This is a genomic window from Fodinibius salipaludis, assembly GCF_002287075.1.
Lineage (GTDB): Bacteria > Bacteroidota > Rhodothermia > Balneolales > Balneolaceae > Fodinibius > Fodinibius salipaludis.
On the sequence record NZ_NSKE01000013.1, the window covers coordinates 52943 to 77017 of the forward strand.

At 42.1% G+C, this 24075-nt stretch carries 23 protein-coding genes; 13 read left to right on the top strand and 10 right to left on the bottom strand.

The window, feature by feature from the left end:
* Positions 1-12 precede the first annotated feature (12 nt).
* A complete protein-coding gene (locus CK503_RS15040; RefSeq protein ID WP_095607659.1) occupies positions 13-1176 on the top strand; it encodes an FAD-dependent oxidoreductase in 1164 nt (387 codons plus the stop codon).
* Between the two features lie 18 nt (positions 1177-1194).
* Entirely contained in the window at positions 1195-2271 is a 1077-nt protein-coding gene (locus tag CK503_RS15045; protein ID WP_095607660.1) for an AI-2E family transporter, read from the top strand.
* Positions 2272-2387: 116 nt separating this feature from the next.
* Here the strand turns inward: CK503_RS15045 and CK503_RS15050 are convergent, their stop codons facing one another.
* Together CK503_RS15050 and CK503_RS15055 are read right to left on the bottom strand one after the other, a co-directional pair.
* Positions 2388-2726 carry a ribbon-helix-helix domain-containing protein gene (locus CK503_RS15050; protein WP_095607661.1) on the bottom strand — a complete coding sequence of 113 codons (339 nt, stop codon included), beginning with the start codon at positions 2724-2726 and terminating at the stop codon, positions 2388-2390.
* Positions 2723-3109, bottom strand: a complete 387-nt coding sequence (locus CK503_RS15055; RefSeq protein ID WP_176466329.1) for a MerC domain-containing protein — start codon at positions 3107-3109, stop codon at positions 2723-2725. Before CK503_RS15055 ends, CK503_RS15050 begins: the two co-directional genes overlap by 4 nt.
* 181 nt (positions 3110-3290) lie before the next feature.
* Here CK503_RS15055 and CK503_RS15060 point away from each other — a divergent pair, with 181 nt between their 5' ends.
* Entirely contained in the window at positions 3291-5168 is a 1878-nt protein-coding gene (locus tag CK503_RS15060) for a CocE/NonD family hydrolase (RefSeq protein ID WP_095607663.1), read from the top strand.
* Positions 5169-5444: 276 nt separating this feature from the next.
* Here the strand turns inward: CK503_RS15060 and CK503_RS15065 are convergent, their stop codons facing one another.
* From CK503_RS15065 to CK503_RS15080, 4 genes are all read right to left on the bottom strand, one after another.
* Positions 5445-5855, bottom strand: coding sequence for a YtxH domain-containing protein (locus CK503_RS15065; protein ID WP_176466330.1), 411 nt, complete (start codon positions 5853-5855; stop codon positions 5445-5447).
* A gap of 40 nt (positions 5856-5895) precedes the next feature.
* On the bottom strand, positions 5896-6264 hold the full coding sequence (locus CK503_RS15070; protein WP_095607665.1) for a PRC-barrel domain-containing protein: 369 nt from the start codon (positions 6262-6264) through the stop codon (positions 5896-5898).
* Between the two features lie 44 nt (positions 6265-6308).
* Entirely contained in the window at positions 6309-6803 is a 495-nt protein-coding gene (locus CK503_RS15075) for a ferritin-like domain-containing protein (RefSeq protein ID WP_095607681.1), read from the bottom strand.
* A 521-nt stretch (positions 6804-7324) separates the two neighbouring features.
* Positions 7325-9289, bottom strand: a complete 1965-nt coding sequence (locus CK503_RS15080; RefSeq protein WP_095607666.1) for an aconitate hydratase — start codon at positions 9287-9289, stop codon at positions 7325-7327.
* Positions 9290-9523: 234 nt separating this feature from the next.
* On the opposite strand from CK503_RS15080, the gene CK503_RS15085 reads away from it, so the two are divergent.
* From CK503_RS15085 to CK503_RS15095, 3 genes are all read left to right on the top strand, one after another.
* Positions 9524-9817, top strand: a complete 294-nt coding sequence (locus CK503_RS15085) for an HU family DNA-binding protein (protein ID WP_095607667.1) — start codon at positions 9524-9526, stop codon at positions 9815-9817.
* Positions 9810-11516, top strand: a complete 1707-nt coding sequence (locus CK503_RS15090; RefSeq protein ID WP_095607668.1) for an HU family DNA-binding protein — start codon at positions 9810-9812, stop codon at positions 11514-11516. Before CK503_RS15085 ends, CK503_RS15090 begins: the two co-directional genes overlap by 8 nt.
* Positions 11517-11580: 64 nt before the next feature.
* On the top strand, positions 11581-11901 hold the full coding sequence (locus CK503_RS15095) for a Dabb family protein (RefSeq protein ID WP_095607669.1): 321 nt from the start codon (positions 11581-11583) through the stop codon (positions 11899-11901).
* A gap of 58 nt (positions 11902-11959) precedes the next feature.
* On the opposite strand, the gene CK503_RS15100 is transcribed toward CK503_RS15095, so the two are convergent.
* Positions 11960-12757: a gamma-glutamyl-gamma-aminobutyrate hydrolase family protein gene (locus CK503_RS15100; RefSeq protein WP_095607670.1), complete on the bottom strand. Its 798-nt coding sequence runs from the start codon at positions 12755-12757 to the stop codon at positions 11960-11962.
* Positions 12744-13748, bottom strand: a complete 1005-nt coding sequence (locus tag CK503_RS15105; protein WP_095607671.1) for an amidoligase family protein — start codon at positions 13746-13748, stop codon at positions 12744-12746. Before CK503_RS15105 ends, CK503_RS15100 begins: the two co-directional genes overlap by 14 nt.
* A 193-nt stretch (positions 13749-13941) precedes the next feature.
* Here CK503_RS15105 and CK503_RS15110 point away from each other — a divergent pair, with 193 nt between their 5' ends.
* The gene (locus tag CK503_RS15110; protein WP_095607672.1) at positions 13942-15240 is read left to right on the top strand and encodes an amidohydrolase family protein; all 1299 of its coding nucleotides are present in this window, start codon (positions 13942-13944) and stop codon (positions 15238-15240) included.
* Positions 15241-15321: 81 nt separating this feature from the next.
* The gene (locus CK503_RS15115) at positions 15322-16533 is read left to right on the top strand and encodes an amidohydrolase family protein (protein WP_095607682.1); all 1212 of its coding nucleotides are present in this window, start codon (positions 15322-15324) and stop codon (positions 16531-16533) included.
* Positions 16534-16624: 91 nt separating this feature from the next.
* Here CK503_RS15115 and add read toward each other — a convergent pair whose 3' ends face one another.
* Positions 16625-17617 carry an adenosine deaminase gene (add, locus tag CK503_RS15120; RefSeq protein ID WP_095607673.1) on the bottom strand — a complete coding sequence of 331 codons (993 nt, stop codon included), beginning with the start codon at positions 17615-17617 and terminating at the stop codon, positions 16625-16627.
* 197 nt (positions 17618-17814) lie between these two features.
* Between add and CK503_RS15125 the strand changes: the two genes are divergently transcribed.
* The 3 genes from CK503_RS15125 to CK503_RS15135 all read left to right on the top strand — a co-directional run bounded on the left by CK503_RS15125 (position 17815) and on the right by CK503_RS15135 (position 20463).
* Positions 17815-19704 carry an ABC-F family ATP-binding cassette domain-containing protein gene (locus tag CK503_RS15125; protein WP_095607674.1) on the top strand — a complete coding sequence of 630 codons (1890 nt, stop codon included), beginning with the start codon at positions 17815-17817 and terminating at the stop codon, positions 19702-19704.
* Positions 19705-19887: 183 nt separating this feature from the next.
* A complete protein-coding gene (locus CK503_RS15130) occupies positions 19888-20157 on the top strand; it encodes a Smr/MutS family protein (protein ID WP_095607675.1) in 270 nt (89 codons plus the stop codon).
* A 42-nt stretch (positions 20158-20199) separates the two neighbouring features.
* On the top strand, positions 20200-20463 hold the full coding sequence (locus CK503_RS15135; RefSeq protein ID WP_095607676.1) for a hypothetical protein: 264 nt from the start codon (positions 20200-20202) through the stop codon (positions 20461-20463).
* A gap of 16 nt (positions 20464-20479) precedes the next feature.
* Here CK503_RS15135 and CK503_RS15140 read toward each other — a convergent pair whose 3' ends face one another.
* On the bottom strand, positions 20480-21136 hold the full coding sequence (locus tag CK503_RS15140) for an energy transducer TonB (protein WP_255233442.1): 657 nt from the start codon (positions 21134-21136) through the stop codon (positions 20480-20482).
* A gap of 474 nt (positions 21137-21610) precedes the next feature.
* On the opposite strand from CK503_RS15140, the gene CK503_RS15145 reads away from it, so the two are divergent.
* Both CK503_RS15145 and CK503_RS16500 read left to right on the top strand, forming a co-directional pair.
* Positions 21611-23749 (top strand): M3 family metallopeptidase, encoded by a 2139-nt coding sequence (locus tag CK503_RS15145; protein WP_095607678.1) that lies wholly within the window; start codon positions 21611-21613, stop codon positions 23747-23749.
* 168 nt (positions 23750-23917) lie between these two features.
* A partial coding sequence (locus CK503_RS16500; protein ID WP_141239953.1) for a helix-turn-helix domain-containing protein occupies positions 23918-24075 on the top strand: 158 nt, incomplete at its 3' end.

The following is a 24075-nucleotide window of genomic DNA, read 5'->3' on the forward strand; positions in this document are numbered from 1 at the left end:
TGAGAATTAGGAATGGCTGATAAAATTATTGTCATCGGAGCCGGTGTTTCCGGAATCACAACTGCACTTACACTACAACTTCTGGGATATAACACAGAAATTGTTACCGATAAAACAGTTTCTGATATATCCCACAAAAACAAATATCCCGAATTTGCGAGCCTGTTTCCTTCGGCTTCGGTTATCCCCCACTCTGTTTATTCCAACCGGCTTGAAGAGCTATTTAAACAGTCGCAAGCCTTTTTTTATGAGCTACGCAAGCGGACCTTTCCAGGACTGACAACCCATAAACATTTTGAGGTTTTTGAGTTCGAGGCCGACCGCCCCGGTTACTGCGATTGGATGCTAAACTTTTCTCCTATTGTCGATTTGACCGAAACTGAAGTGCCCCAAAGATCTGATAATCAACCGCTCTATGGTTGGGTTTTTGACTGCATCTTTGCGGATTGGTCGCTCTATTTTCCTGCTCTTACTGCACTATATCGACAAAGCGGAGGAACCATCACAAAACAAAAACTGGAGCAAGAAGATATTTCTAAATTACCCTCTGAAGTTATTATCAACTGCAGTGGTACCGGCGGACCTCTACTGTTTGATGATCCCAGTGAAGATCAGCTGATTATGCGTGGTCACCTGTTGCATAAATCCGAGGCTCCATTAATTACAAACAATACCGGTGAAATCATTTCATACAATTACATGCCTCAACCTGATGTGTATTCCGACGTTGATGGAAATGCCTGCGATGTGTATTGCTATCCCCGAAAAGATGGATGGATACTCGGAGGCAGCCGGCAGGCTGGTAAATTGGGTCAACAGCAGTGGAATACAAGTAGCGATGGGGATTACTATGAAATTGACGACATCAAATTTCCGAAGCAGATCATCGACCTAAATAATGAGATCCTCGATAACACTTATGGATTATCGCTTGAATACTCTCAACAACTTACTCCAACGGTAGGCGTTCGATATATCCGGAGTACCGACCAAGGTTTACGACTGGATCAAGAAACAATTTCGGGCAAAACGGTCTATCATAATTATGGGCATGGAGGAGCAGGTGTTACGCTGTCATGGGGCACCGCCCTACATATTGCCCAACAGTTAACGTCCCGATCGTCCTCAGAATTACAGGATTTGTTACAACAACAGATAGCAAAATCGGGCTCATAATGTAATATCTAACACGCTATGGAAGCATATCCTCTGGCCTTACGATACCTGATTCGGTTGCTACTTTTTTTTGCAGTCATTGGTACCTTAATTATTACCAAACAGCTGCTGGTACCACTGGCCCTTGCAATCCTATTTTCCTATTTATTATACCCCTCTGCTGAAAAACTCGAACAAAAAAACATTCCCCGAATTGCTACAAACTTCATACTAATTATCGGCTCTATTGCTATTGTAACGGGGGCGGCTTATGGAATCATCTTATTAGTTGCCACTTTTACAGATAATCTGCCTGCTATTAAAGACCAGATAGATAATAATATTACTCAATTCCGATGGGCATTGGGACGTACATTTGGCGTGACCGCCGAACAGCTCGATTCCATTGTAGAAAGCATAAAAGGATCGGGGCAATATATTGCACAATTTTTTACCGGGACTGCCAATACCATTCTCACCGTTGGTTTGATTCCCGTTTATACGTTTCTACTACTATTCTATCGGGATAAATTTCGCACCTTTATTAAAATGTTGGTACCCGAAAGCGAGAAAAACATAGCACAAAGTATTATTGACCAAGCAGCTGAAGTGGTACCCCGATATCTAAAAGGACTCTTTATCGTATTCTTAATTTTAATCGTTATTAATAGCCTTGGATTTTACCTTATCGGGATTGAATATGCACTGCTGGTGGGTTTAATTGCTGCTATTTTCAACCTCATCCCCTACTTGGGTACCGTTATTGGCTACGGTATTGCTTTTCTGTTTGTCTTGGCTACGCAATCTCCGACACTGGCCTTAGGCGTATTTGCCCAATTTTTTGTTGTTCAGTTCATCGAGAATAATATTCTAACACCCAATATCACCGGATCATACGTCCAAATTAATCCACTGGTAACCATACTTGCTCTAATTGCCGGCGGTATGATCTGGGGACTACCCGGTATGTTTATGGTGATTCCCTATTTAGCCATCCTTAAAATTGTCTGCGAAAATATTGAAAGCCTAAAACCTGTAGGATACCTGCTTAGCACAAAGGGAACCGAAAAACATTCTCTGACTCTAAGAGAAGTGAAAGATAAGCTCAGCTGGTAGCACTCTCCTTAAAAGAAGGGTTTACAATCCCATCCGACCGCTGAATTTACCTGTCTAATATCCCCATCAGATGGCAAACTCAGCCATCCAATGGGTTTTGCAAAGGGTTCTTAAAATTAATTATACACCTGTTTTTCAGCACAATCCGGGCAATCCAACCAGTTTTCTGATGGCATCTGCGGCAGTGCTTTGGGGCTGCTCCCCTTCTCAAAAACTGGGCGATACAGCACATCACCTTTTTCATGAGACTCCCCACAACTGTGGCAGCTTTCCTCACCATCGAGTTCTTTAGGGGTATAGCCTGCTATAACCCAACCCTCGTGACCGGCATGAACGGCAAGACTTTCCAGTGCCGCACGGACTGTTTGTGACTTGTTACCACTGTAAAATTTACCGGCTAATTCCTCCAGTAATTTTACCGTATCGTCATCGAGTGTAAAGTTTAACCGTTTCATACTTCGCAACCTACTTTGTGTTTATTTTGATGGAATCTATAATTAAACCAGTGTCCGGTTACCAGCAATGCACTCCCCGCCATCGTTACCAGAGACTCTCCCCATAATCCTAACCATTCATGAAAAATCCAGGCCAGTGCTACTATGACCAATCCCGAATACAACAAAACCGGGATACGCCGAGCCAAATTGTTGGTTCGTAATGCAAAAATTACAGTCGGAACGATAAGCAAAAATAAAAGCGGATGGGTCCAAAAGTGAACTGATTCAGCTACCGGCCAAAGGGGCAATAGTGCTATTGCAACCGGAAAGAATAAGCAGTGTATAGCACATAAACCTGAAAGGGTAATACCTATCTCATCCCAAAAAGATTTTGAAAACAAAAGATGTATAATTGGTTAGATTCTTAATGTGTATTAAGATACACACTTACTGCTTTTTTTACAAATTTTTGATACAAACGACTGACAAAAAAATTATTTGCAAAAAAATTCACAACACGGTTTCATAAGTTCTACAAAATTCTATTTTAAGAGTAATTAATCTTTAATAAACAGTATCAAAATGTTAGCCAGTAAAAGAATTTTTATCCTATTGGGCGTTGTTCTATTAACGCTGTACTTAACAGTTCCCTCCTTTGCCCAGGAGAACAACTTTTCCAGCAAAGATTACGAAAAATCACAGTTTGATATTGAAATGCGTGATGGCATCAAATTACATGCTGTCGTGTATGCCCCTAAAGACACTACGCAGGACTATCCCATTCTGATGAAACGAACGCCCTATAGCTGCCGTCCCTATGAAGAAGGAAAAGTTCCGGAACGCATCATGCATAATCCACACCTGCAGAAAGAGGGGTTTATCTTTGTATGTCAAGACGTTCGCGGACGTTGGATGTCGGAAGGAGATTATACGACAATGACACCAAACCGTGAAGATCCTGATAAAATTGACGAAAGTTCTGATACCTACGACACCGTAGAATGGCTCATCAATAACATCCCCAATAATAATGGGAAAGTAGGACAATGGGGTATCTCCTATCCCGGATTTTATACTACGGCCGGATTACCTGATGCACATCCCGCTATGGCCGCATCTTCACCACAGGCCCCCATCTCAGATTTCTTTTTTGATGACTTTCACCATCACGGAGCCTACCTCATGAGTTACTGGTACGTAACCCCTCTATTTGGGATACAGCACGAAGGCCCCACCGATACCGCTTGGTACAATTTTACCGATACCGGTACACAGGATGGCTACTATTTTTATGAGAGTATAACACCTCTTTCTAAGGCAGATAAATATTACTCTGAGGAAAACTTCTTCTGGCAGGAGCTAAAAACCCATCCCAACTATGATGAGTTCTGGCAAAGCAGAAATATTCTTCCGCACCTTAAGGATATTGATCACCCGGTAATGACGGTTGGTGGCTGGTTTGATGCCGAAGATCTGTATGGGCCGCTTAATACTTATCGATCAATCGAAGAGAAAAATCCGGATACAGAAAACACTATTGTTATGGGACCCTGGAGCCACGGCCAATGGGCCAGCGGTAATTCTCATCAATCAGTGGGGGAAATTTATTTTGGAGAGGGCATCTCTGCGTTCTATCAAAAAGAGATTGAATACCCATTCTTTATGAAACATTTGAAAGGCACTGATACCAAAGAGCTCCCCGAAGCCTATATGTTTGATACCGGCAAAAAGTCATGGAGTACATTTGACCATTGGCCGCCCAAAAGAGTGCAACAGGAATCATGGTATATTCACAGTGATGGCGATTTAAACAGTAAAAAACCAAATAATACCAACCAAAAATATACCGAGTATAAAAGCGATATTGATAATCCGGTGCCCTATAAAGAAGAAAGCGAACTCGTTTTTATTCCCCAAGATTATATGACCGACGATCAGCGGTTTGCCTCCCGACGTCCCGATGTAGTTACTTTTGAAACTGAAGTATTGGAAGAAGATGTGACCCTTGCCGGTGATATCCTTGCCGATCTCTTTGTTTCAACCTCTGGTACTGCTTCGGATTGGGTTGTTAAATTAGTAGATGTATATCCTCCCAGCATCGAAGAAAATGAACATACACCTAAAAATGTAGAGTTTGATAACTATCATCAGATGGTGCGCAGTGAAGTTATGCGTGGACGTTTCCGTGATAGTTATGAAAATCCTGAGCCTTTTAAACCCAACAAGGTTACCAATATTGAACTCCCCCTGCAGGATGTGTATCACACTTTTAAAAAAGGTCATAAAATCCAGATACAGATCCAGAGTACCTGGTTCCCGCTCGTGGACTTAAATCCCCAGAAATACGTACCCAATATTTTTGAAGCTGATGAAAATGATTTCCAAGATGCCATTCAGCGTATTTACCACAGCTCTAAATATCCTACTTCCATCGATGTGAAAGTTTTAGAGAAGAACTAAAATGATATCATAATCAGGATTAGACATTTTCGCTATCAAATACAGAAGGCTTCGAATAAACGAAGCCTTCTTATAATTATAACTGTCTTCACGAGCCTACCAAAGTTTCCATTGGGATATTTAAGTGCAGTCCCAATCATTGTTTCCCATGCAGAATTTAAAACAAAAGAGAGTCCCGAATTGAAATTTGGGCCTCTCTGAATGTGAAAACCGCTAAATATGCGACCGGATTTTTTCCAAGTCAACCTGTTATTTTTGGCAGCTCATTACTCTGCGTCACGTTATCGGAATACTTTTCTCGCGTAATGCAGCAATAAGCTCCTCCTTATTCATTTGAGAGTAACCGTCAATCTGCTCCTTCTTAGCTCGCTCGTATAACTCTTCTTTGGTCCACTCCTCAAAAGAAGTAAGTTTTTTTGCTTTTTTCAGAACGTCCTCACTTTTGTTTTTTGCTTCTTCGCTAAGTTCGTTAAGGTTTTCTTTTGTGGATTCGGTCCTCTTCTTCAAATAGTTCTGGATTTCGGTAATATCATTGCTGATCGTTTTCAAGTATTCATCGCCTTTTTGGGATATCTTTTCCCGGGTTTTAGTTCCTTTATTCGGAGCAAAAAGTAAACCCAGTACTACACCCCCGACCATTCCAGAAAGTGTACCAATAAGTATCTTATCGAACTTTGAATTTCCCATAATAGATTTCACAATTTTATATGTTCTGATTAACGGAATCTTATTTTCTAACAAGCTTTTGCGGACGCTCATAGCCATAGTGCTTATACACATTGTCTATAAATTCAGACCTTGCTTCCATTGGCCAATTGTCTTTATCAAAACCTGGAGCATTTTCCAGCTTTTCTTTTGTCACATCCATTTTAATAATGTGATCGTCATCTTTTCTTATAAAATGGAGCGCCTGCATAGGTACAGCAAAATACTTATCTCCCATACCTAAAAATCCTCCGAAAGAAAGTACGGCATATTCAATATTGCCCTCTTCAAGATTAATCATCAGGTCTTGAATTTTACCAATATCTTCGTTCCGATTATTCTTTACTTTTGTTCCCGTTATTGCCGTGGCTGATAACATGTTATTCATCATGGTTTTATCCTCTTTTATTAGGTTTTTTGTGGTGTTGTAATTGTTTAAACTTTTGCTTTCATATTCATCATCTCAACAGCAAGATCAGTAAGCTTTTCGTCGGCGTTTCGCTCCTCTTGTAAAGATTGTTCCAGCAGACGAGCCGCTTCTCTATATCCGAGTACTTTAGCGTATTCAACTACCGTTCCGTAGGCTGCAATCTCGTAGTGCTCCATGCGTTGTGCGTTGGCTATGAGTCCCGCATCGCGAATATTCCTTTCTGTATCCTCATTAATAAATGCTTCGGCTTCAGAAATTAACCCTTTCATTCCCTTGCATGTTTCACCTGTAACATGAGTGTTAAACTCGCTCCCGATATTTTTTAAACGCTCAACATGCACTTCGGTTTCCTCTAAGTGATATCTAAATGCCTTCTTCAACTTATCACTGAAGGCATGTTCAATCATTTTAGGAAATGCAGCAATAATTTGATTTTCGGCGCTATAAATATCTTTTAGCTGATGTTCAAAAAGGTCTTCTAAATTTTTTAAAGTACTCATAATTTCCTCAGTGATAGATTCCATTTCTTGACAACTAATACCTTATATATCACCGAGTACTAAAAGGTTCCTTAAATAATTAATTTCATTGAATTTACTACAAGAAAAGATACCTCGGAATGACATCCTTAAAATGATTTCCATAATGATTATTTAATTGGTACTCTATCCAATATAAAAAAGCCCAAAATCGGAACCTTTTTGATATAAAGTACAATTCTTTTATTCCTCTGAATCTCTACATTGACCTAAAACAAATACTTGGATTCAGCTTATTAGAAATAACGATATCATATCCTATTTGTGATAGTTACACAAGTGTAACAACAGGTTGAAGTAACGGATGGTCGGATGAAAGAAGCAGTATCACAATGATAGATCCCAACCACCAAAATTGCTGACGAAAAGCTTCCTCTCTCTTTCTGATTTATACCTTGGGAAGATGAAATATGAACTCTTTAAAAATAAAAAAGCCCCGATAAAAATCGGGGCTCAAAGTTATCGTGCGTTAAAGCAGCTACTTAGCCTGCTTTTTTCTTCGCTTTAAAGCGATTGATAACGCCACCGTGCAGAACGGCTTCTTTCTGCCGCTCACTAAACGTATGCTTAACGGTATATTTCTTTCCTTTAGTCTTATTGTGGATGACAACTTCGTTACCATTTTTAATAGCTTCTCGAATGTCATTCACTTCCAGGATATCTCCCTGATCGATGTCTTCGTAATCCGCATCGTTGGCAAACTCTAAGGGCGGAATTCCGAAGTTGATCAGGTTTTGCCATCCAATACGAGCATAGCTTTTAGCAATTACAGCCTTCATACCAAGGTATCGAGGTGCAATAGCTGCGTGCTCGCGACTGGAGCCCTGAGCATAGTTTTCACCGGCAATCACAACATGTCCGCCGTGCTCTTCTTTAGCTTCCATAGCACGATCGTGGAAGTTTTCATCCACAACATCGAGCGTAAACTTGCTAATTTCAGGGATGTTGCTACGGAAAGGAAGCACTTCAGCTCCGGCCCGCAGAATTTCATCCGTTGAAATATCATCGCCCATTTTCAGCAGAACGGGAACATCAAAATCTTTGAGCTCATCAAAGTCGGGCATGGTTGAAATATTCGGCCCCTTCTTGATTTCGCCGCGCTCTTCTTTCGGCTTTGGAGGCGTCAACATTTCCGTATTAATATGAATTTCTTGAGGATGTTCGAACTTGGGATATCTCATATTATAAAGATCCTCAAGATCACGGGGATCGGTGATCTTACCCGTCAGTGCCGAAGCTGCCGCTGTTTCAGGACTTACTAAGAACACTGAATCTTCAGGCGTTCCTGAGCGATCCGGGAAGTTACGCGGCACAGTACGCAGGCTGTTCTGCCCTGATGCCGGCGCCTGCCCCATCCCGATGCAACCGTTACAGCCGGCCTGGTGAATACGTGCACCGGACTGTACCAGGTTAAACATCACATTATTCTTAACCATATTCTCAATGATCTGTCGCGATGTAGGATTGATATCCCAGGATACATTATCATCAACCGTTTTATCCTTTACGATCTCAGAACAGATCCAGAAATCACGATATCCCGGATTGGCAGAAGATCCAACATAAGATTGATAAATGTCCTGTCCTTCAACTTCACGAACCGGTACAACATTACCGGGGCTACTGGGCAGGGCGATTAGTGGCTCAACATCATCGAGTACAAGCTCTTCATACTTATGATATTCGGCCCCTTCATCGGCCTTAAGCTCAACAAATTCGTTCCCACGCTCTTGGGTCTCCATAAAACGATGCACTTCGCCGTCGGCAGGAAATACCGTACTGGTAGCGCCCATTTCGGTACCCATATTAGCAATTACATGCCGATCCATCGTAGAAAGATTTTTCAATCCTTCGCCAAAGTATTCAATAACATAACCGGTAGCACCATCAACGTCGTAGCGACGTAACATTTCGAGTACAACATCTTTGGCACTTACCCAATCAGGTAAATTCCCTTTAATTTCAACACCCAACACTTTAGGCATTTTGATATAGAGAGGTTCACCGGCGATTGCAAAAGCGACATCCAACCCACCCGAACCAATTGCGAGCATGCCCATACATCCGGCTGCCGGGGTATGACTGTCAGATCCAGCCAGCGTTTTACCCGGAATTCCAAACCGTTCGGTTTCAATCGGGTGGCTTACCCCGTTCCCGGGACGACTAAACCACATACCAAATCGTTCAGCAGCGGACTTCAGAAATACGTGGTCATCAGGATTTTTAAAGTCCGTTTGTATCAAGTTATGATCGACATATTGACACGACAATTCGGTCTGTGCCTCATCCAATTCCATGGCTTCAAGCTCAAGCATCACCATCGTACCGGTGGCATCTTGCGTGAGGGTTTGATCAATTTTAAGACCAATTTCCTGGCCTGGAACCATTTCACCATCAACGAGATGGCTTTTAATTAGTTTCTCAGTAACATTAAGTGGTTTACTCATAAATATTTTTGGATTTATTTCCGCTGTATAGTTGATTACACTAAAGTAAAATTCTTTGAAAATCGTTTCTTAAAATACCAGACGAAAGCCCTTTTCTTCAAGTAAATGCACAAGAAATAATAATTTATACATATTCTAAGCTATAGGTAGAAATATATACTTAGTTTTTAAAGTTTTTTTTCTTAATTAACAGTACTTCTTGAGCTTTAAAGATAACTTGAATTCAATCTTCACATGAATACGAGCGATGTAGTAGCAATGCTTGCCAAAAATTGGGATATGACGCAAGCTGAAGCACGTAAATTGTTAGATGCTATTACACAGACATTAAATGAAAATATTGCTTCTGGCAATTCTTTCTCAATACCAAAATTGGGAACGTTTGGTACTACTACTCGAAAAAAAAGAACATCATATAATCCCCACTACGAGCAGTACATGAAGCTACCCCCAAAACGGGTTGTTGATTTTAATCCCAGCAAGGGACTAAAAGAAGACTTAAAACAAGTGGATATTGACGATGAGTGAAAAAGTCACATTTGGAGAACTTATTGAGTCGATTGCTGAAGAAACGGACAACAGCAAGCAATTCACTCATGATTTTCTCAAGGATTTTGTGGACGTCATCAATGGCGGACTCGAAGAAGATGGCAAAGTAAATATTGCCGGCTTTGGAAAGTTTAAACTTCAACGCGTGGATGAGCGTGAAGGATACAACCCGCAAACCCAGGAGAAAATAACGATTCCGGCTCATAACAAAGTGATTTTTAAGCCATATAAAGATCTGAGAGAGCTGGTCAATGCTCCCTATGCACATATGGAGCCTCAGCTGATAGAAGATGAGGAAACCGAATCTTCTATAAAAGAGACTTCTTCCCCCGATCAACAGCCGGTAGAGTCCAAAACAGAAGAATCGGGTACTGAGCGTGATAACAAAACCGATCCTGAAGTTGAACAATCGGAACAAAAATCAGAGCCCGACACTACCGAAATTTCCGAAGAGCAAGAACTCAATGAGGACGATTTTATACCTACTGCTCCTCCTACCTCGCACAAAAAAGAGAGGGAAGATATATTCGGCAATGAAAATAAGCCAGAAAAAGAACAGGAATCTCCTTTTGATTTTGGAGGAATACAAGATTCAGATGAAGATACCATACCGACCTCAACTACCGGACCTTCGGATGAAGTTAAAGATGATGTCAATGATGATGGAGATGTCGTTGAATTCAATGCTACCCAATCGGATGAGGAAGATGATCTCCTTGCAGATTTCATCCGCTCAGAAGAGCAAGAACAGCAAGAGGAACCCTCTAAATATTTAGCAGAGGAAGAAGAACCTGAACCAGAAAAAAATAAACCAGCTGAAAGTGAAGAAGAAGCGGATGAGTTCGTCCTATCAAACGAGGAAGATGACAAAGAGGAGGAACGAACTAAGTCTGAAGAAGAAGTTTTAGCCGAGGAAGTTGAAAAGCTTGAAGAGATTGCTAAGGATTTAAAAAAGTATCAACCAGATAAGTCTGACACAACAGATGAGAAGGACCCCCTCCCTACTGCTGCAACAAGTCGTAGATCCGAACGAAGTTCTTCATTTGCATATGTGGCAGCAGCTGTAATTATTTTACTGCTTATTACAGGGGGAGCTTGGTATTACAGTACGTTACCTACAAATGACACCTTAATTTCTTCATCTGAAGAAACAGCGACCTCGGCTGATGCTACCAACCAGCAAGATGATAGCAATCAGCAACAATTAGCGGAGCAACAAGAGACTCAAGACGCTCAACAAACAGCACAAAACCAATCCCAATCAACACAAACTCCGGCATCAACACAATCCACAAAGAGTACAACGCCAGACAATCAAGCCGTTGAAATTGAAGAAGGACAAACCTTGTGGAGTCTTGCCGAAGATCGCTATGGGAATCCCCGTTTATGGCCATGGATTTACGGCAATAACGGTTCACTTGATGATCCCGATCTGATTTATGCCGGCAGTTCACTTTCAGTCCCGCTGCCATCGGGACCCCAAAATACGCTTACCAATACCGATTCAGTAGGCGTTGCAAAAGGATATATCGCCACCTATAAATGGTATAAAAGCAATGAGAAATCCAAAGCTAAAGATCATCTTTGGGCTGCCAAGTTGTATCACAATGATTTACAACAACTTGCTGATGTACCGATAGACAAAGCAGATCTTTCTTATGCCAATAGAGCCCGCTAACGGTTCGTTTGGCAAATAAGCCTTAAATAAAATTTATAATAAAGCACACCATAGGAGTAAATATATGATTCGTCACGTAGTAATGTGGAAATTGAAAGAGAAAGCAGAAGGTGCCACCAAGGAAAAGAATGCCGAAAAAATGAAACTTATCTTGGAGGGACTAAAAGTAAATATTGATGAAATTAAAAATGTAGAAGTCGGAATTAATACTTCTGAGGATGATAACGAAGCGGGTTCACCTTACGATGTAGTGTTGATATCCGATTTTGAAACCGAGTTGGACTACACCATGTATACCCGTGATGAAAATCACAAAAAAGCTGTAAAGTTCATTAACTCGGTAATTGAAGAACGACACTTTGTTGATTATAAAGTAGATACCTAACAGCTGATAAATATTATTATAAACTGAACAGGGGTTTGTACCGCAAACCCCTGCTTTTTTATTTCTTCATCCTTGCCCTGGCTTCTGTTACCAGCTGTTCAAATATCCGTCGCTGTGCCGGTATCTGAGGCATATATTCCGGATGCCACTGCACGCCCAAAATAAAATCCCGATCGGTGTGCTCAATAGCCTGCACAATACCATTTTCCTCTTTAGCAACAACCGCTAAATTTTTGCCTAATTCATCTACAGCTTGGTGATGCAAAGCATTAACCCACACTTTTCTAAAAGTCAAAATATCGTATAGCATGCTATTTTCATCTACCTCTACCCTCTTTTTCGGCCATACGCTATGCACCCTGGGCACTTCGGTATAATAACTGGTGATATCCTGCTCAAGAGTACCTCCAAAATGGATGTTTAACAGCTGTGCTCCCCGGCATATTCCCAGTATTGGGATTTTTTTATCTACCGCCTGTTTTATCAATCCAAACTCGAGTTCATCTCGGTTATTATCAATGTCTGCTGATGAGGCAGAAAGAATCTTTCGTAAGAAATAGATAAAAGGGAAAAACAAAATCGTCAACAGGTAGTTGAAAAAATTGCGCACGCTTGAGACCTTTTCATCTTTCATAAACAACTCGCGAACTTCTTCAGCCCCATATCGTTCCGGATTGATATCGGCGCCCCCTCCAATAATCAGACCATGAATATCCTCATCAGGCAATCCTTTCTGTGGATAAATATGAATAGCACGTCCACCGTGCAGAAACACTGCAAAACGAGCAAACCACCAGGCTGCCCGTCCACCTTTATCAGGTCCCGTTACCCCAATATTTGGTCTACTGTTGCTCATCCAGATCTATCAATATTTCTAACGTTTTTGCCCATTCCTTGCGAAATGAAATTACCGTTTGGTCACGTCGCAGAAGATATAACCGACTTAACTTCTCAAGCATTTCATCATCGGTAACAAGCCTCTCAACCACCAGCCAGTGATTCCATTCATCCTCAAAACGCCAGTCCGGATTATCAATTCTGCTGTTGGGTAAGCGATAATGAAAAGTGGGACGCGGATCGTTCTTTTCGCCTTCCATCACAGGTGCGATGAGCTCATGATTAAGCATCCCAAAGATGGGCATCATATCAACCGGGCGATTACGGGTTGGATTAAATTCAATATAGTCCTCTATAAGTTGATCACAATTGGGAGCATACTCCGGATCCAATATCTTCTTTACATATTTCTCGGGAAAGGGATCCACAAAGGGAGAAATACGTCTCGTCATATCAATATTGAGAGCCTTTAAAAGCCACGGGTACACAATCAGAAACGCCCGCAGATAATTCAACAGCGTCATTATCTTTAAATCCGGCGACTCAATATTCAGGTGCATCCCAAAAGCATGCACCATCGAAGCATACGTTCCCTTTGCCTTATTTTTCTGTAGAGCCTCACGAAGCCTTTCCAACTTTTTTAGCTCCTGTATAGTTACCGGCGGCATAACAATTTCCAGGGGCACTACCGATCGCGCCATTTTATCTACCACATCCTCTATCGATTTGCGGATAGAATCTTCCTCCAAACTAATACCCAGCCTGTCAAAAATGTTTTCCTCGGCCATCTTTCGAAGAATCCGCGCATCCAGCTCTACCCTGAAATCCCCCAATTCAGTACCCGAAACATTAATGTGGTACCGATGCTCCCGAGAAATTTCTCCGCCATAAACCGAGGTAATAATATTAGCCGCCTGCATAGGCTCAACACCGGCAAACTCAATCTCAAGCCCCACCATTCTGGGATTACCGTTATTATTTTTTGTAATCGGGGGCGATAAAAAGGACATTTGGTATCGAAATTGATTTTATGAAGTTATATGGTAATAGCTAATTTGTACAACTGGCTGATTCAGAAAAAAAACAGCACAGTTGTAAAAGCTTGCAAATGAACTCATTGAAAATTTGCCAACAAATAAGCTTATTAGCATAATCAAGTTTTAAAGCACTGCAAAATATCATTAATAAAATTCAGGGAAACTTATGAAACGAATCATCCGGCTAAGTCTACTGCTGATCTTTTTCTTACCCATCATAACAGTAGCACAGCAATCCAAGGTTTTTACAGGAGCTAAAATTATTCCCATTAGTGGTGAACCCATCGATAACGGTGTGCTCGTCACCAAGGGTGACAAAATTGTTGCTGTAGGTTCTGAAGGCGAAGTTGACGTTCCATCCAATGCAAGAGAATTCGATGTATCCGGCAAAGTTATCATGCCGGGGCTCGTGGACTCTCACTCTCATATTGGTGACGGCGACGGCGGCGATCGCTCATCAGCCCTTCATCCCGATGCACGCATTATTGACAGTATTGATCCGCACAGTGAAACGTTCAAAAAAGCACTGGCCGGAGGGGTAACAACAGTAAACGTGATGCCCGGTTCTGGTCATTTGATGAGTGGACAGACCGCTTATCTCAAACTTCGAAATGCGGATAAAATAGAAGAAATGCTTTTTGTAGATGATCCCGGAAACGAAATATCCGGCGGACTCAAAATGGCTAACGGTACAAACTCCATAGGTAATCCTCCCTTTCCCGGAACTCGGGCAAAATCGGCCGCAATGGTTCGAGAGCTATTTATAAAAGCACAAGACTATAAAGAAAAAGTCGAAGAGGCCGACGGTGACCCCGAAGAAATGCCGAAGCGCGATATAGGAATGGATGCACTGGTTGAAGTGCTGAACGGTGAACGCATCGTTCACTTCCATACACACCGACATTATGATATTTTGACTGCTATTCGACTGGCTGAAGAATTTAATTTTCGTTTGGTTCTACATCATGTAAGCGAAGCCTGGAAAGTAGCTGATGAAATTGCAAAAGCCGATGTTCTGTCATCAATCATTGTACTCGATGCACCCGGTGGAAAACCCGAAGCCTCAGAAATAAAATACGAAAACGGAGCTGTACTTGAAGAGGCCGGAGCAACGGTCGGTTACCATACCGATGCCTCAATTACCGATACGCGACTGTTCTTACGGTCCGGAGCATTTGGCGTTCGCGCCGGGATGAGTCGTGAGGCAGCACTCAAAGCACTGACGATCGAAAATGCAAAAATGATGGATCTTCAAGATCAGGTGGGAACGCTTGAAGCCGGCAAGGATGCTGACTTTGTAGTTCTATCGGGCGATCCGTTGAGTGTCTATACAAAAGTTGAACAAACATGGGTTGAAGGTATTAAGCGATTTGACTACTCCAATCCCAGAGATCGCAAATATTCTACCGGTGGTTATGATGTATTTCGAGGTTCTGCTCAAAATCATCATCACGGTGATAAATAATTCACCGCTATATTAAACCGTAATACGATGTTGAATTTAATTCAACATATCCAAGAATTTAAGCTTTTAAAAATTAGCGCTATGAAAAAACGAATTACACTTTTTGTTTTTGCACTATTAGTTGGACTAAGCACCGTTACACAAGCCCAAATGGCTGTCCAGGCCGATACGCTTTACACCATGGAAGGCGACAAAATTGTGAATGGTATAGTCCTTATAACCAACGACAAGATTGAAGCTGTGGGCTCAGCATCAGAAATTGATATCCCTTCTGATTATGAAACTCACCAAGCTTCGGTTGTTACACCGGGATTGGTGGATGCCCACAGCGTCGTAGGTCTGGCCGGCATCAATAACCGGGATGATGACCAAAACCAACTGGAAACTTCTGATCCTATCCAACCCGAATTGCGAGCTATCGATGCCTATAATGCCCGTGAACAACTGGTGAAATTTGTGCTCGACAAAGGAGTCACTACCACCCATACGGGCCACGGTCCCGGGGCCTTGGCCAGCGGACAAACGATGATTGCTAAAACACCCTATAATACGGTTGAAGATGCGCTTGTAGATTCTGCAACAACCGTCGCCTTTACGCTCGGTTCTACAGTCGGTCGTAACTTTGAAAGCCCCGGCACAAGTGCCAAAGGGATTTCCATGCTCCGTCAAAAGTTTATAGACGCACAGGAATACCTCGAAAAACGTCAGGCTGATGATCCCGAAAAGCGTCCCGCAAAAGATTTAAAGATGGAAGCACTGGCTGATGTTCTTAGTGGAGAACTTACTGCTTTAATTACTGCTCAACGGTCTAATGATATTATGTCGGCCCTGCGACTCCAGGAAGAGTTCGGTTTTGATATGATCTTGGACGGAGCGGCCGAGGCATATTTACTGATAGATGAAATCAAGAAAGCCGGAGTTCCGGTGATCATCCATCCTACCATGGTACGCACCTATGGCGATACCCAAAATGCCAGCTTTACTACGGCCGGTAAATTAGCCGAAGCAGGTATCCCTTTTGCCTTTCAAAGTGGATTTGAAAGCTACGTACCTAAAACACGAATTATTCTTTACGAAGCAGCCATTGCTACCGGCTACGGACTCAATCGGGAAAAAGCACTACATGCGCTGACAAAAGCTCCCGCTGAAATACTGGGTATATCCAACCGCGTTGGATCGCTGGCGGAAGGCAAAGATGCTGACCTCGTATTATTTGATGGCGATCCACTTGAATACACCACCCACATCAGTTCTGTGATCGTAGATGGAAAAGTAGTGAAAGAGAAGAAATAAAGCATAAAGCTCTCAGGATTAAAACTACTTGATCTACTATTTAGACTTTAGGTCTTTGTAAAATCCTGAGGGTTTATAGATAATATTTTACTTAATTATTTGGATAAGCTTCGCGGATTGTTCTGCGGAGCTTTTCTTTTGTCTTTTCATCCGTAAAAGCGTGATCAATAGCCTCGAGATTACAGCGTAATAACTGTTTTATATCCCAGTCAAAAATATCAAAGAGCGTTTGATATTCCTCATCCAGCGTTACATCAGAGATGGTACGTGTATCTGTATTTACGCTCAGTGAAATTCCTTTTTCGTATAGCGTATCAATAGAATGGTCTTGGATCGTATCAAAAACATTGGTCTGTACATTACTTGTGGGACAAACCTCCAGATGGATCTCGTGTTCTTTTAGATAATCAAGCAGCTCCCCATCTTCTGCGCTTCGAACCCCGTGACCAATCCGGGAAGGCTTAAAATATTCGAGTGTCTCCCAAACGCTTTCTGCTCCGCAGGCTTCTCCCGCATGAGCGGTGCAGCTGAATCCTTTATCATTGGCATATTCAAAAGCAGAGATATGATCATCAATGGGAAAGCCCGCCTCGTCTGCGGCAATATCAAAGCCCACTACCCTGCTCCCGGAAAACTGTTCAACAAGTTTTACCGTTTCCATACTCTGATTCTCAGAATAATTGCGAAGGGTGCATAGAATAATACCGGCCTCGGTGCCGGTTGTTTTTACCTGTTCTTCCACCGCTTCATTCACGGCATCAACCACTTCCTCAGCCGACAAATTTTCTCGAGTATGCAAGAGCGGGGCAAAACGAATTTCGGCGTAGATTATATTATCCGCCTGTAATTGTTCGAACAAATCTTCAGTTACCAATTGCAAGGCTTCGCGATCCTGCATTAACGATACAGCACTTTCGGAACGACTGATATAATCCGCCAAATCTCGGCATTTATCCGGGGCAACAAACTGTTCACGATACTCCTCTTTGCTTATTTTAGGATCTAATTGCTGCACGACATCAAAACTCAGAGAACAATCTAAATGCAGATGTAACTCAACTTTTGGCAACTCAGAAAATGTCATATCACGATCAACTTGAAGTATTGATTAAAACTATTGAAAATCGGGAATTTCTCAGAAAGCACCAATAAGCTTCTCAAGATATCTCCTTTGTACTGATTTGATATGATCAACATTTCTAAGTGGTGCTCGGGTTCCTTATTTTGTATGGCAATCAAAATCAGCTATCGAATCATCCGTTTTAGCATTATCGCCCATTCATGACGTATCTTTCTACCGAAAACCTGTCAAAAAATTACGGACACAAGGTTTTATTTGAAGACCTTACTTTTGGAATTGCCGAAGGGGACAAAACAGCACTTATTGCCGAAAATGGCACGGGTAAATCTACGCTCCTTCATATTTTAGCCGGTAACGAAACGCCGGACAAAGGCAAAGTGATGATTCAAAATGACGTCAGCATCGGATTTCTGGAACAGGACCCACAACTCGATCATAGCCTAACTATTCGGGATTATATAGCACAGAGTAATAATGACATGGTGCGTTTGATTCAGGAATATGAGCGCGCCGCTGAAGCTCAGGCCAACGACTATAACGAAGAAACGCAACAAGCTTTTCAAAAGGCCGCCTCTAAAATGGATGCCGCCAATGCCTGGGACTATGAACAACGCATGGAACAGATTCTCGGCAAGCTGAATATCCACGATCTTGATCAATCTATTGCAACACTTTCGGGCGGACAGCGAAAGCGTGTCGCCCTTGCTTTCGTGTTGTTGGATGATCCTGACATGCTCATCTTAGATGAGCCAACCAACCACCTGGATGTGGAAATGATTGAATGGCTGGAGGATTATCTGAAATCCACAAATAAAACACTGCTGATGGTAACGCACGATCGTTACTTCTTGGACCGGGTGTGTGATCATATCATCGAACTGGAAAATGGCAAGCTCTATCATCACCAGGGAAATTACCAGTACTTTCTGCAGAAGCGAGCCGAGCGACGCGAAATCGAGCGTAAACGTGCCCACAAAGCCAATCAGCTGTATAAACAAGAGCTGGAATGGATGCGCCGATCACCCAAAGCGCGGACCAGCAAATCAAAATCTCGGATCGATGATTTCAAGGAGCTGGAAGATGAGCTCGATACCGGTCCCGATGGACCCGAACTGCGCCTGCAGATGGATATGCAGCGTATGGGCGGTAAAATTTTGGAGCTGCTCAATGTATCCAAAAGCTATGACGAAGAACAAATTCTGGACAGCTTTTACTACGACTTTGAAAAGGGCGAACGCATCGGCATCATCGGCGAAAACGGTGTGGGCAAAAGTACCTTTTTAAAAATACTAACCGGTGAAGAATCATTTGATTCCGGCAAGCGACGTGTGGGCGAAACAATCGTCTTTGGTCATTACCGACAGGAAGGTCTCGACTTTGATGAAGATCAGCGCGTGATTGATGTTATCGAAGAGGTGCGAAAAGTGGTGGAACTGGCGGATGGATCAAAGATATCGGCATCGCAGTTTCTCAAGCATTTCATGTTTACCTCAGAGATGCAATATACACCGGTTAAAAATCTGAGCGGAGGAGAAAAACGTCGGTTAAGCCTGATGATGGTATTGCTGGAAAATCCGAATTTCCTGGTTCTCGATGAGCCTACCAACGATCTGGATCTGCTCACACTTAATAAGCTCGAAGAGTTTTTAATGGGATTTGAGGGCTGTCTTATTATCGCATCACACGATCGCTTTTTTATGGACAAGCTGGTTGATCATTACCTGATTTTTGAGGGAGAAGGAAAAGTCCATGATCACCACGGCACCTATGAAGAATACAGAAAGCAAAAAAAACAACGCGAAGCTGAAGAACGTGCTAAAAAGAAGACGAAATCTTCAACGTCCCAAAACCGGAAAAACTCTTCCGGTAATTATGAAGAGCGGCTTAGCTATAACGAGCGTCGTGAGTATAATAAGCTGGAAGATAAAATTGCAGAGCTGGAAGAAAAGAAAGAAGAACTCGAAGCTGAAATTAGCAGCGGCAACCTGGATCACGAGGAGCTTCGCGAAAAGTCAGATGAATACTCGGCATTAAAAGCTAAAATTGAGGAGTGTACTGAGCGCTGGTTTGAATTGGCCGAACGAGCTTAATTGATCTATCTACAATATTTTCTGCTGATAAATAAGCTGCACTATTGCAATTGATGACCGGAGTGAACCTTCTTGTTTGGAATAACTAACGCCTGAAGAGAAAAAATCTAATTGATAATTTTTTACTATTACTGCTCTCCTTTCTATAATTATCTTCTGTGAAAGATATCTAATTTTAAAACTATGGAGCCTACGGAAATTCCCATTGATGGAATACTTGACCTGCATACCTTTAAGCCTGACGATCTGGGCTCACTCATTCCCGATTATATTGATGAGTGCCTAAAAAAAGAGATCTATGAGATTCGCATTATCCACGGTAAAGGAACGGGCAATCTTCGGCGTTCGGTACATGCTCTGCTTGATAGAAATAAAAACGTACAGTCCTACTCCCTGGCCAACGACCGGAGCGGATGGGGTGCTACGGTTGCCACGCTTAAAAAGGACTCATAGTTTTTTGGTCTTTGTTATTTAGGCAATTAAGTAACAGATAACATGATCATCTTTATCATTGTAACTGCTATCATCCTTTTTCTGATCCTCTTGGGATATAATGCTTTTGCGAGCTACAAATGGCATAACAATAATTTGGGCAAGCAATACAAATCTGAAGCGGAACATTTCTACTGGTACTTCATCTACTATAACCCTGATGATCCACGGCTATTTAAACCTCGCGGTGGAGGGTATACGCTCAACTTTGCCAGAGCTACAGTAATAATAATCGGTGGTTATATTTTTGCTATCATTTATTTGTAAGCAGTAATTCTATCCATCACTTGCGAAGCATAAACATAATAGGCAGTGAGTACTGTACTCGTACCGGAACTCCTCGTTGTTCGCCGGGTTCAAATTTTGCTAACTTTGCAACACGCACTGCTTCTTCGTCACATCCTCCGCCAATACCGCGAATAACTCTCGGATCTTCTACTTCTCCCTTTTCATTGACGATAAACTGCACAATAACCCGACCCTCTATACCGGCTTTTTGAGCCCTGTCAGGATAGACAATGTTCTGTTGAAGTTCTGCTAAACTGGATTTCATTTTAGGCATCTTTTCTACTGAAACGAAGAAATCCTCTTCTTCCTCCTCTTCAGCAGCTTCTTCCTCCTGAGGCGGTGGTGGCATATCCAAAGCCTCATCCATATCAATCTCCGCATCAATATTGATTTCTACATCTTCGATAATTTCACTGTTGGGAACTGCTACGGGTACCTGTGGTCGCGGTGGTGGGGGCGGACGATCTTGCTGCTGAGTTTGTACCACCTCTTCCATTTCAATAACCTCTTGTTCACCTTTAAAGGTTATTTCTGATTTTTTGACATCAAAATCTATTTTTGTCAATCCTATAAATATCAGGAGCGAAACGATAAGCCCTACTTCCCAAAAAAGTTTGTAGTAGGTTCTGAGATCATATTTTGGATTTTTCATATCTGGACGCATAACAACCTCCTTATTCCTTAATTTGGAGAATCCTGAAAACAGATGGCTCATCGAACGTCAAAAAATATACGCTACAATATTAATCCTCTGTTTCAACTTATTTCAATGGTAGTACTACAAGAATCAGACCATTCCTTAAATATCTTTCAGTTTTACGTCCTCACCTCCACAAACAAGGCATTTCCAAATAGTTAAAAAGTTACTATTGCAACGGTGCAAGAGTTGTATCAAACAAGTTTGTAGCAATGCATGACAAAGAAATATTCCCCGGCCTGTCTTCTTAAAATAGCAGCACAAATACTGGTAGAACTGACCAAGCCTTAAATTCTACTTTGCGATATATTAGAGATTATGGAATCAACTTTTACTTAATCTTTATCAAATCTTTATCATTTCGAGTAATACAATTTTCTTTATATTCAACTGGTTCGAGATTAATCTATCTAACTAACTTCCTATACGATGAAATTAATTCAGTTTTTAATATTATCGCTGGCATTCAGCCTATTGCTGTCCTCCTGCGACCAATCCAATAATGAAACAGATTCAATGAAGAACAACCCCCTATTTTCTGAAAGTTCTCTTCCTTTTGAAGCACCCAATTTTGATGCTATAAAAGTTGAGCACTATCGCCCGGCTTTTGAAGCAGGAATGGAACGTGAACTCGAGGAAATGGAAGCTATTGCCACGAATCCGGAGCCGCCTACTTTTGAAAATACCATTGTGGCGATGGAAAAAAGCGGAGAGCTTCTGCGTCGAACAAGCTCGGTCTTCTATAATCTTACATCGGCCCATACCAACGATAAAATTCAAGAAATACAATCAGAAATGGCCCCGAAACTGGCCGCCCATTCTGATGATATCCTGCTTAATCCTGATCTTTTTGATCGGGTAAAAACACTATACCAACAGCGTGACGAACTTGAGTTGGATGAAGCCTCACTGAAACTACTTGAGGATACTCATCGCGAATTCGTCCGCGCTGGAGCCGAACTTACAGAGGAAGAAAAAGAACGAATGCGCGAAATTAATGAGCGTGTTTCTACCCTTACAACCCAATTCCAGGATAATCTACTTGAAATAAGCAAAGAGCGTGCTGTTTTAGTTGATGATATAAATAAACTGGACGGACTCAGCGAAGATCGCATTTCAGCAGCCAAAGAAGCCGCTACAGACCGTGATGAAGAAGGCAAATATCTACTCAGTATTACCAACACAACGCGTGTCCCCATTTTAAAGAGTCTCAATAATCGCGATCTGCGCGAACGTGTTTGGAAAGCTTCTGCCTATCGTGGAATTGGCCAAGATGGTGGGATCGACAATCGTCCCATCATTTTGGAGCTTGTCAAGCTACGCGCCGAAAAAGCGAACTTGTTAGGATATGAGAACTATGCCGCCTATAAGCTGGATCCCCAAACAGCCAAAACACCGGATGCGGCACTGAATATGCTTACAGATCTCATTCCACCGGTAATCCAAAACTCAGAAAATGAAGCCGATGCCATTACAGAAATGATGCAAAAAGATGGTATCGATGACGAAGTACAGCCGTGGGACTGGAACTACTACGCTGAGAAGGTTCGTAAAGCTGAATACAATATCGACGATTCAGAAGTACGCCCCTATTTCGAACTGGACCGAGTGTTAAAGGATGGTGTTTTTTACACCATGAATAAACTGTTTGGCATCACCTTTGAAGAACGTCATGATTTACCCGTATATCACGAAGACGTTCGCACATTTGATGTGTTGGACGAAAACGGCGAACAGATCGGGCTGTTTTATGCAGATTATTTTGAGCGCGATTCCAAACGTGGCGGAGCCTGGATGAACTCATTCGTTTCACAGTCACATCTGCTCGACAAAAAACCGGTAATTGTCAATGTCATGAACATTCCACCCCCCGCAGAAGGTGAACCGGCACTCATCAGCTTCGATAATGTCACAACTATGTTCCACGAGATGGGACACGCTGTACACGGACTTTTCTCCGATGTAAAATACCCATCTCAATCGGGAACCTCCGTCCCACGTGACTTTGTGGAGTTTCCATCCACATTTGAAGAAGACTGGGCTATTCAGCCGGAAGTACTCGAAAATTATGCCATCCACTACGAAACAGGGGAACAAATTCCACAAGAGTTGCTCGACAAAGTCATCGAAGCCAGCAACTTTAACCAAGGCTTTGATACTCAGGAATACCTGGCAGCCACCATGCTTGATATGGAATGGCACCTGTTGGGGCAAGATGATATTCCCCAAGATGTACAGGCATTTGAAAACAATGCTCTGGCTAAATACGATTTGGATATGGAGGCTATCCCACCAAGATATAAATCACCCTATTTTGCTCATATTTTTTCTGGCGGATACGCTGCAAATTACTACGCCTATATCTGGAGCGAAGTACTTGCCGCTGATGCCTTTGCTCATATGATGGAGCAAGGCGGTTTGGAAAGAGAAAATGGAGATCAGTTCCGAGAGTATATTCTTTCTCAGGGTGGCAGTGATGAAGCAATGGAACTCTACAAAAAGTATCGTGGCCAGGAGCCGGATGTCAAGCACCTGTTAAAACGAAGAGGACTCGAGGTTGAAAATTAAGATATAGACCACCATCCATTAAACATGTACAATAGGCTGGAATTTGAATACGATTCCAGCCTATTTTTTTATTTATATTGTGAGTTCAAGTAGTAAGTGCAACATGAAGCAAGACCTCAGGGAAAAACCCCTGAGGTCTTCCGCCAAGCGGGTTATATTCATGTTGTCATGCAAAAATACACCCAACTCAGCCTAGAAAATCGTCATCAGATCAAGGCTCTGCTTAAAGCAGGCCATAATCAGAGTGAAATTGCCCGAACTATCGGTGTACATCGCTCTACAATCAGTCGGGAACTTAAACGTAATGTAGACAATGGCGGTTCCAC

Bases quoted from the DNA above. Each gene is read 5' to 3' on its own strand.
- CK503_RS15040 (WP_095607659.1), top strand. From the start codon at position 13: ATGGCTGATAAAATTATTGTCATCGGAGCCGGTGTTTCCGGAATCACA.
- CK503_RS15045 (WP_095607660.1), top strand. From the start codon at position 1,195: ATGGAAGCATATCCTCTGGCCTTACGATACCTGATTCGGTTGCTACTT.
- CK503_RS15050 (WP_095607661.1), bottom strand. From the start codon at position 2,726: ATGAAACGGTTAAACTTTACACTCGATGACGATACGGTAAAATTACTG.
- CK503_RS15060 (WP_095607663.1), top strand. From the start codon at position 3,291: ATGTTAGCCAGTAAAAGAATTTTTATCCTATTGGGCGTTGTTCTATTA.
- CK503_RS15065 (WP_176466330.1), bottom strand. From the start codon at position 5,855: ATGGGAAATTCAAAGTTCGATAAGATACTTATTGGTACACTTTCTGGA.
- CK503_RS15070 (WP_095607665.1), bottom strand. From the start codon at position 6,264: ATGATGAATAACATGTTATCAGCCACGGCAATAACGGGAACAAAAGTA.
- CK503_RS15075 (WP_095607681.1), bottom strand. From the start codon at position 6,803: ATGAGTACTTTAAAAAATTTAGAAGACCTTTTTGAACATCAGCTAAAA.
- CK503_RS15080 (WP_095607666.1), bottom strand. From the start codon at position 9,289: ATGAGTAAACCACTTAATGTTACTGAGAAACTAATTAAAAGCCATCTC.
- CK503_RS15085 (WP_095607667.1), top strand. From the start codon at position 9,524: ATGAATACGAGCGATGTAGTAGCAATGCTTGCCAAAAATTGGGATATG.
- CK503_RS15090 (WP_095607668.1), top strand. From the start codon at position 9,810: ATGAGTGAAAAAGTCACATTTGGAGAACTTATTGAGTCGATTGCTGAA.
- CK503_RS15095 (WP_095607669.1), top strand. From the start codon at position 11,581: ATGATTCGTCACGTAGTAATGTGGAAATTGAAAGAGAAAGCAGAAGGT.
- CK503_RS15100 (WP_095607670.1), bottom strand. From the start codon at position 12,757: ATGAGCAACAGTAGACCAAATATTGGGGTAACGGGACCTGATAAAGGT.
- CK503_RS15105 (WP_095607671.1), bottom strand. From the start codon at position 13,748: ATGTCCTTTTTATCGCCCCCGATTACAAAAAATAATAACGGTAATCCC.
- CK503_RS15110 (WP_095607672.1), top strand. From the start codon at position 13,942: ATGAAACGAATCATCCGGCTAAGTCTACTGCTGATCTTTTTCTTACCC.
- CK503_RS15115 (WP_095607682.1), top strand. From the start codon at position 15,322: ATGAAAAAACGAATTACACTTTTTGTTTTTGCACTATTAGTTGGACTA.
- add (WP_095607673.1), bottom strand. From the start codon at position 17,617: ATGACATTTTCTGAGTTGCCAAAAGTTGAGTTACATCTGCATTTAGAT.
- CK503_RS15125 (WP_095607674.1), top strand. From the start codon at position 17,815: ATGACGTATCTTTCTACCGAAAACCTGTCAAAAAATTACGGACACAAG.
- CK503_RS15130 (WP_095607675.1), top strand. From the start codon at position 19,888: ATGGAGCCTACGGAAATTCCCATTGATGGAATACTTGACCTGCATACC.
- CK503_RS15135 (WP_095607676.1), top strand. From the start codon at position 20,200: ATGATCATCTTTATCATTGTAACTGCTATCATCCTTTTTCTGATCCTC.
- CK503_RS15140 (WP_255233442.1), bottom strand. From the start codon at position 21,136: ATGAAAAATCCAAAATATGATCTCAGAACCTACTACAAACTTTTTTGG.
- CK503_RS15145 (WP_095607678.1), top strand. From the start codon at position 21,611: ATGAAATTAATTCAGTTTTTAATATTATCGCTGGCATTCAGCCTATTG.